The organism is Pseudoalteromonas sp. AOP7-A1-14 (assembly GCF_052376275.1).
GTDB lineage: Bacteria > Pseudomonadota > Gammaproteobacteria > Enterobacterales > Alteromonadaceae > Pseudoalteromonas.
On record NZ_JBQSVO010000137.1, the window covers coordinates 1 to 8,887 of the forward strand.

6 protein-coding genes are annotated in these 8,887 nt (G+C 38.5%); 2 read left to right on the plus strand and 4 right to left on the minus strand.

All coding sequences use genetic code 11. The features are described 5' to 3' along the window. From ACT3RM_RS15880 to ACT3RM_RS15890, 3 genes are all read right to left on the minus strand, one after another. Nucleotides 1–1,052: carboxypeptidase regulatory-like domain-containing protein (locus tag ACT3RM_RS15880; RefSeq protein ID WP_444511414.1), on the minus strand; the 1,052-nt coding region annotated here is incomplete at its 3' end. A gap of 348 nt (nt 1,053–1,400) precedes the next feature. Next, entirely contained in the window at nt 1,401–3,533 is a 2,133-nt protein-coding gene (locus ACT3RM_RS15885) for a M3 family metallopeptidase (protein WP_441834840.1), read from the minus strand. 249 nt (nt 3,534–3,782) lie between these two features. Beyond that, the gene (locus ACT3RM_RS15890; protein ID WP_441834841.1) at nt 3,783–3,992 is read right to left on the minus strand and encodes a hypothetical protein; all 210 of its coding nucleotides are present in this window, start codon (nt 3,990–3,992) and stop codon (nt 3,783–3,785) included. Between the two features lie 218 nt (nt 3,993–4,210). On the opposite strand from ACT3RM_RS15890, the gene ACT3RM_RS15895 reads away from it, so the two are divergent. Further along, complete coding sequence (locus ACT3RM_RS15895) at nt 4,211–5,086, plus strand: mechanosensitive ion channel family protein (RefSeq protein WP_441834842.1); 876 nt, start codon at nt 4,211–4,213, stop codon at nt 5,084–5,086. 65 nt (nt 5,087–5,151) lie between these two features. Here the strand turns inward: ACT3RM_RS15895 and ACT3RM_RS15900 are convergent, their stop codons facing one another. After that, nucleotides 5,152–5,697, minus strand: coding sequence for an HdeD family acid-resistance protein (locus ACT3RM_RS15900; protein WP_441834843.1), 546 nt, complete (start codon nt 5,695–5,697; stop codon nt 5,152–5,154). A gap of 686 nt (nt 5,698–6,383) precedes the next feature. On the opposite strand from ACT3RM_RS15900, the gene ACT3RM_RS15905 reads away from it, so the two are divergent. Further along, on the plus strand, nt 6,384–8,669 hold the full coding sequence (locus tag ACT3RM_RS15905; RefSeq protein WP_441834844.1) for a TonB-dependent receptor: 2,286 nt from the start codon (nt 6,384–6,386) through the stop codon (nt 8,667–8,669). The last annotated feature ends 218 nt before the right edge of the window (nt 8,670–8,887 follow it).

Here is an 8,887-nt window from a genome sequence, read left to right on the forward strand (position 1 = left end):
AATAACAAATCATCCGTGGGAGCCCACGTTAACTTACCAAAATATTCATCGCGAATGCTTTCGTACTCTTTTACTTCACCGTAAGCTGTATCTTTGTTTGAACGTGTTTCTTCAGGGCGATAATATGAAGTATAAAAGTAAAGTTCATCTTCAATCAGCGGGCCACCTAAACTTGCGGTTAACCAACTTTTATCTGTTTCATAGCTTTCCTCGCCAGCAGGTGTTGCTACAAAGCTTTTTGGTTGGGTTTTGTATTCAACGTTACCATGAAATTCATCAGTACCAGACTTTGATACGGTATCAATTGAAAAGCCACCTGAGCGGTTAAAGCCGACAGCTTTTGCACCACCGCGGTCCATAGTCACAAACGCAACATCGTGAGTTGACGGCTCAGATGCTAAGTTACCGTACATTGGCAGAGATACGTTCACGCCATCAAAACCATATGAGTTATCTACACCCGAACCACCGGCTGATGGGCCAAGTGTTGAGTTTTGAGATAGTTCGACGCCCGGAACTAGCTTTAGTAAATCACGGTAATCTTGCCCAACCGGCACGCCTTCAATGGCTTTTTCACCTAATGAGTTGGTTAGCGCTGAGTTACCTTGGCGAAATAGCTTACTCCCCGTAACGGTAATAACTTCGACGTTTTCTTTTGCTCCTGAAAGCGATACATTTACGTTTGATGTTTGCTCAAGCAACACCTCAACGTTCATTGTTTGTGTTACGCCATTGTTGTCAGTAAAAGTAAGCTCGTAAGTGCCTGGCTTAAGTTTTGGTAAATTATAACTGCCGTCTTCACGCGTCACTACTGTACGTGGTTTGGGCATAACGTTACTTGTTGCAGTAATAGTAACACCAGCGACAGATTGAGGTGATTGTTCACTTACCACTTGACCTTTAATACCACCAGTTAGAGCGGCTAAAGCAGGAGCTGTAGTAAATGCAGCTGCGATTAAAGCGCCTGTAATAGCCGTTTTAGGGGTTCTTAATATACTTCGCGTGGCTTGTGATATAGAGCTTAAAGTAAATGTTGATGTATGTTGTTTCATTGTTTCCCGTCCTTTTTATAACTTTAATTGTCGATTTGGACTGTTTTAGTAATAACAAGTAAAAGAGTGTCTCTACTTGTTATCAATACATTAAACATCCGTTAAGCGGGAGGGTCAAGAATATTTTTTTCTGTACGTTGTATTTTATTAAAATAAAATATACAAGGTGTGGTTGAATTATTAATTCATTCATTGAGTTATAGTGTTTAAAAGAGTAAATAAAAACAGTTAAGTAGGTACAGATGGTCGGTGGAGTATTTGGAGTTGGTTTGTGTTTGCTAAGGGTTCAACAAAAAGCCCGCAGCAATGTGCGGGCTTTTGACTTTAATCAAGCTTTAAATTGCTAAATTACTCAACTAAACCACGGCGCTTAAGTAGCGCGTCTGTAGTTGGCTTTTGGCCACGAAACTCAATGTAACTTTGCATTAAGTCACGGCTGTTACCTTTTGATAAAACTTCTTTACGGAAGTTATCACCATTTTCACGAGTCAGGCCGCCTTCTTCGGTCATGTGAGCGAATGCATCTGCTGCAAATACCTCAGTCCAAAGGTATGCATAGTAACCTGCAGAGTAACCACCAGCGAAAGTGTGGCTAAAGTAGCTAGACTTATAACGTGGTGGTACTGGGTAGTATGCAATGCCGTGTTTATCTAACGCTTCGTGCTCAAATTTTTGTACGTCAGTAATTTTTTTATCAGCGCCAAATGAGTGCCACTCCATATCAAGCAGTGCAGCGGCTAAGTATTCTGTAGTACCAAAACCTTGGTTGAAGTTTTGTGACTCAAGTACTTTATCAAGTAACTCTTTAGGAATTGGTTCACCTGTTTTGTAATGCTTCGCGTAGTTAGCAAGCACGGTTGGTTCAATATTCCAATCTTCATTGGCTTGTGAAGGAAATTCAACAAAGTCACGTGCAGTTGAAGTGCCTGCAAGACTTGGGTATTTAACGTCTGAGAATAAACCGTGTATCGCGTGGCCAAACTCATGAAACATAGTAGTTACTTCAGAGAAGGTCATTAAGGTTGGTTGACCTTCAGCTGGCTTTGGAATGTTCTGCGCGTTAGAAATAACCGGTTTAGTGCCTTTTAAGCCACTTTGAACTACGTATGAGCTCATCCATGCGCCACCACGTTTACCTTCACGTGCGTATGGGTCCATGTAGAATAAGCCAATGGCGCTGCCATCTTCATTAAATACTTCAAATACCATTACATCTTCATGGTATACCGGTAAATCATTACGCTCTTTGAAAGTAATACCGTACAGTTTTTCCATAGCAAAGAATAAGCCATTATGAATAACTGACTGCATTTCAAAATAAGGTTTAACAAGTGCAGGGTCTAAGTCGTACTTAGCTTGGCGCACTTTTTCAGTGTAAAAAGCCCAATCCCATGGCTGTAAATCAAAAGTATGACCTTCAGCATCAATTACTTTTTGAATTTCAGCGGCTTCATCTTTGGCTTTTTCAACTGCTTTTGGTGCTAGATCATCAAGGATGCCATACACGTTTTCAGTGGTTTTGGCCATACGTGTTGTCATCACATACGATGCCCAATCTTTGTAACCTAATAACTCTGCTTTTTGTGCGCGTAGGTTCGTTTCTTTAATAATGATCGGGCCATTTGTTTTTTGTGCACGCGTTGATGATGCTTTAAAAATCCGCTCACGAAGTTTACGGTTTTCAAGGCTGCTTAAAACAGGTTGTCGCGTAGTGTTTACCAGAGTGATCATGTAACCGTCTTTACCTGCTTTTTTAGCAGCAGCGGCTAGACTTTCAATTTCACCCTCAGATAGACCCGCAAGTTCGCTTTTATCAGTAACTAAAATTACATCTTCTTTAAATGATTTAAGAATATTTTGTGAAAACTCAGTTGATAATTTAGCAAGTTCTGCGTTAAGTTCACGCATTTTAGCCTTTTGAGTCTCGTTTAGTTTTGCGCCTGCGTTAACAAATTTAGTGTAGTAAAACTCAACCAAGCGTTGATCTTCCGCATTTAGGCTCGCTTTATTGTTATTAATACTTTCAACGCGGGCGAATAATGCTTTATTTAAGTAAATATCATCTGAATGAGCCGATAATATCGGCGCCATTTTTGCAGCAATTCGCTGGTATTCAGGATTTGAGATAAGCCCAGATAAGCTATAAAACGCAGTTGATACGCGGTTAAGTAGCTCACCTGAATATTCCATTTTAACTAAGGTGTTTTCAAACGTTGCTGGTGCAGGGTTATTAGTAATTGCTGCTATTTCTGCTTTTTGAGCTGCAATACCAGCATCAAATGCCGGTTCGTAATCTTTAGTATCAAATTTATCAAACTCAGGCGCCATATATTGTAATGGGCTAGGTTTCATTAATACATTTTGTGCATTAACGTCTTGTATTTGTGAGGCTGTTTCTTTACTGTCTTCAACTTGTTGTGAACTACAAGCTGATAATAATAAAACGCTGGCAATAGTACTAGCGATGAGAGATTTGCGCATAAGAGCTCCAATTAAAAAAACATAAGCCAATTGGCTAAACACCGTTAACTTAGCAAATTTTAGATTATATACAATCAAGTTTATCGACTTATTGGGTGGATTGAGCGCAAAAAGGCGGAATTACAGATAAAATATTAGTAATTAAAAAAATAGTAGCTTAAATGCAATCGCTCGTATTAAAGCTACTAATGGGTTGTTGTCATATTACTTAATGGGTAATTCATAAAAGTGTAGACCATTTTAAGCAAATTAGTTGTAACCTAATACGAACTTCTGCTCGCTGCCAAAACTAGCTGGCACTGCATGACCAAACTCTTTGTTGATAGAGCTTAATGTTTGCTCTTGTTCAGCGAGTAAACATAATATTTTATTTCGATAACTTAAACTTGATTCAAATAAATCTAGATCAACCATTGGCTGTAATGTAGCTAATTTTTGGTTTAAAGTTAATTGCGGCATTGATCTCTCCTCGTGCTTTGGGTAGCCATTACTATTTATATAGCTCTGACTGCAATAAAATGCTAATAAACTATTCATTTAGTGCATAAAGAGCTTACTAATTACTAAACTCTTTATACTAAGGAGCTATTATGCCGTGCTAAACTTAGTGGAAACTGAACCAAAGAACCAAATTAGGTTTAATTATAATTTAAGAGTTTTCTTAGTGGATAAAACTAATGACCCTAGCTGATTTTCAGTCTGCGCTTACATATGTGTTGTTTAGCTATAATGGTGTGCAAATTACCATACTAAAAATAATTCAAGTGCCATTAATACTATTATTAATATGGTTTGTAGTGGCAAGAGTTGGTCGACTAATTCGTCGTGCGTTACTGGCACGCAATCTTGGCCCTGACGCCGTACATTTGTTTACCCGAATTTACCTAGTGATTACTATTGGAGTATTAATATTCACTTCATTAGAAGTATTAAATATTCCGTTGACTGCTTTTGCTTTTGTATCTGGTGCTATTGCCATTGGTGTTGGTTTTGGCGCACAAAATATCATTAATAACTTTATTTGTGGTTGGATACTTATGTGGGAGAGGCCAATACGCATCGGTGACTTTTTAGAAGTAGGAACAGCTAAAGGCGTGGTAGAAACAATTAATACCCGTTCTACGCGTATTCGCCGTAACGATGGCGTACATATGTTAGTCCCTAATAGCCAATTACTTGAAAACACAGTCACTAACTGGACGTTGATAGACCGCAATGCTCGTTCATCAGTTAATGTTGGGGTTGCTTATGACAGTGACGTATTGCTTGTTGAAAAGTTAATTAAACAGGTGCTGAGTGAGCATCCAGCTATACTGCCCATGCCTGCTTCGTCAGTAATGTTTGATGATTTTGCTGAAAGTTCGTTGGTGTTTAGTGCTATTTTTTGGGTGTGCGCAGAATCAGAAACTATGCTTCGTCTGGTGCGCAGTGATATTCGTTTTAGTATTTATAAAATATTTAAAGAGAATGATGTGCGTATTGCCTTTGCGCAACGTGATATCCATATTGATGGCGAAATAGCACTGAAAAAACCGTACGTATTAAAAGAGTAATTTGCTGATTGTTGAGGCCAAGTGTATTACTGCACTTAGCCTCAACAATTGAAGCTAAAGTTAATTTAGGTCTGAGTTAGTTTTTTAAGCTTAAGTGCAAATAACACCATTAAGCTGCCAAAAATAACTGCATAAGTTGCCACTAACCATAGCAGGGTTAAAATACCCGCGCCGGGGTTAAACATTAAATATAGCCCAAATATCACTGATAGCGCACCAGTAATAATAAGTAGCCACTCGCCACTTATTTCATGCCGTAATTTCATCGCAACTAAAATTTCAACAACGCCAATGGCAATAGCCCAAGCCGCTATATAATATAACAGCAGTAAAGTGGTAATGTCTGGGACAAACAAGGTCATTAACGCAGCGGCAATCGATAATATTCCTCCAACTAGTAACAACCACCATAATGGATTGTTACTTTTTGAGGAAATAGCGACCCAAACCCGCAGCAAACCATCAAAGAAGAAATAACCGGCAAAAATAAGCAGAATTACTTGTAATGACGCTCTCGGTGCAAACCAGGTAACTAAACCAAAAATAATGGCGATCAAACCGCGCATTAAAAGCACTCGCCAACTTTTAGTGAGTGAGTTTGTTAAATCCATTTTTTATCCTTAATATAAGATGTTACTCAACGTTAGCTTTCAGGCTGAGTCGGGTCAATCATAAATTTAAGTGGGTGATTTGGTGGTTATAGTTTAGGGCTTGTTGGACTCAAGTCATTTCTAGATGAATATGAAAAATAAATAGTGAACCTTATCGTATGTTTAAAGTTTTTACTCCATGGGCGTTACCGTTACTTTACTGAGTATATGGCAGTGTTGGAGCGTTAAACTTAGTCATCTTGAAGTTTCGAGTTAACGTCATTGTGAGTTTGTAAGACTTAAGTTTTTAGCGTACCTAGCGGTAGATTAAAATAATAGGTACTTTTTATTTTTAATAAAATACGTATCAAGAGTATTTACACTAAACAGCTACCGCCCCACTCTTTATACGTAAAGGACAAATGTCCGGTTGTTTAAAATATAAGTGCTTAAATTCTTCTAAAATCCTTTATGTTGACGCTATATGTTGTAAAAAGTTCATTTAATTGTATTTTTATGCAGCAATATTGTCACGCAGTGTTATAATCTTAAGTGTTCGTTCAGCCTCTTTACTTTGTTTTGCACTCTCGACAAAGAGGTCCGCGCAGCTTTTTTCAAGGCGCGAAAAATTGACCGAGCCCGCCAAGTGAACTTGGCGCAACCCCAAACCGTTGAACAAGAGTGCACTAAAAAGGTTAAAGCCCGACATGAAAGCAATGAAAAGATCTACGTTAGCAACCCTCATTAATGCAACGTTGTTCTCTGCAGTAGCAGGTACTTCATTTTCTACCCTTGGCGCAGAAGAGCAAACGCCAGCTGCAAAAAACAATCAACTTGAAGTTATTCAAGTCACCGCACGTAAGCGTGTAGAAAATGCCCAGGAAGTACCTGTTGCTGTTTCTGCACTTCAAGGTGACAAGCTAGATGCTTATAGCTCAGCTGGTATGGATATTCGTTTTATGAATGCCAAAATTCCAAGCTTATCTATTGAGTCTTCTTATGGTCGCACATTCCCACGTTTTTATGTTCGTGGCTTAGGCAATACCGACTTTGACTTGAACGCGTCACAGCCAGTGTCTTTAGTAGTCGATGACATTGTTCAAGAAAATGCTATTTTAAAAGGCTTCCCGGTATTTGATGTGGCACGTGTTGAAGTACTACGTGGACCACAAGGTACATTATTTGGTCGTAATACGCCTGCAGGCCTTGTTAAATTTGATTCTGTAAAGCCAAACCAAGAGTTTGATGGATTTAGCTCCGTGTCTTACGGTACAAATAATTCAATTGATTTTCGAGGCGCTGTTGGCGGTGGTTTAACTGATAACTTATCTGCTCGTGTATCTGTATTATGGCAAGATAAAGAGGATTATATTGATAACCGCGCTCCGGGCTTTGAAGAAGACGACATCTTGGGTGGTTACACCGATCGCGCTGCACGCATTCAGTTCTTATATGAAAAAGATGATTTTTCGGCATTATTAAACTATCACGTTCGTAACATGGAAGGTACACCAATCCCATTTTATGCTAACGCAATTAAAACTGGCTCAAATGAGTTAGTTGATGGTTTTGATGCTGATGAAGTTTATCACAATGCTGCTGCACGTGAATTTCAGGTTGTTGATTCACAAGGTGCGAGCTTAAAACTTGAGTACGACTTTACTAATTATACATTAACGTCAATTACTGGTTGGGAAAGCGCCGAGGTAAACTCTCGTGGTGATATTGATGGCGGCTATGTTGGCGGTCCTGGTGTCATTCCTTATCAATCTGAAAGTGAAAGTGGCTTACCTGATCACAATCAATACACTCAAGAACTACGCTTATCAAGTAACTTTGCTGGTGATTTTAATTATCAAACAGGTTTATTTTACTTTGATGAGTCAGTAACCATCGAGAATTTTGGTTATGACACATTGGCTGGTGGCTCACTTAATGGTTATGTAAATCAGCAACAAGATACCAAAGCATGGGCTGTATTTGGCTCTGTTGATTACACTGTGAGTGATGATTTAAAACTAACCGCAGGTCTGCGTTATTCAGATGATGAAAAAGACTTCGTTGCAGTTCGTAAAATTGTCCCGGCTAATTTAAATGAATGTAATTTTGACTTAATGCAATGCCAAACAGATATTACACGAACAGAAAATGCAAGCGATGATCATATCAGTTGGGATTTATCTGCGTCATATAAATTAACCGATGAAGTTAATTTATATGGCCGTATTGCGAATACATTCCGTGCCCCAAGTATCCAAGGACGTATTACTTTCTCTGATGAGCTGACTAAAGCTGACTCAGAAACGGTTACGTCATACGAGACAGGAATTAAGTCAGATGTATTAGATGGTCGTGGTCGTGTAAATGCAAGTGTTTATTACTTCAACATGAAGGATCAACAATTAACAGCCGTTGGTGGCACCACAAATACAACAAGTCTATTAAATGCCGATAAAACTACGGGTTATGGTTTTGAGTTAGATACTGAGTGGGTATTAACAGATGAGTTAAATGCGACATTTAACTTAAGCTACAATAATACTGAACTAAAAGACGATTCAATTTCGATTCCAGTACCGAGTCGTGTTTCAGATGGCTTGCTAACAATTACAGATCCTATGGTTGATGGTAATGCTATCATCGATGGTAATAGTCTGCCGCACGCACCTGAGTGGATCTCAAACTTAACATTACGTTACAGTAAAGAGTTAGCTGATGGTGAGTTCTTTACTTATGCTGATGTTTCATACCGTAGCGAAATTAACTACTTTTTGTATGAGTCAGTAGAATTTGAAGGAAAAGCACTTACTGAGGTAGGTTTACGTAGTGGTTATGCTTGGGCTGATGGTGATTACGAATACCAAGTGGCTGTTTTTGCTCGTAATCTATTTGATGAGCAGCAATCAATAGGTGCAATTGACTTTAATAACAATACAGCAATGGTTAACGAAGGGCGTTTTGTTGGCGCTGAATTCAAAGTTAACTTTTTCTAAGCAGATTGTTTAGCCATTTGAAACCCGCTTTTAAAGCGGGTTTTTTGTTTCAGCAGTGTAATCCTAAATAAAAAATATAGGAAAAGTATCTGTTAAATTAAAACTTAAGTGCATTTTTTAAAGTCGTTTACATTGATACTATATGTTATGAAATATTTGTTTAAATGTTTTTTATGTAAGGTTATTGTAGCATTACTTTGCTATGATAAGTTTTAATT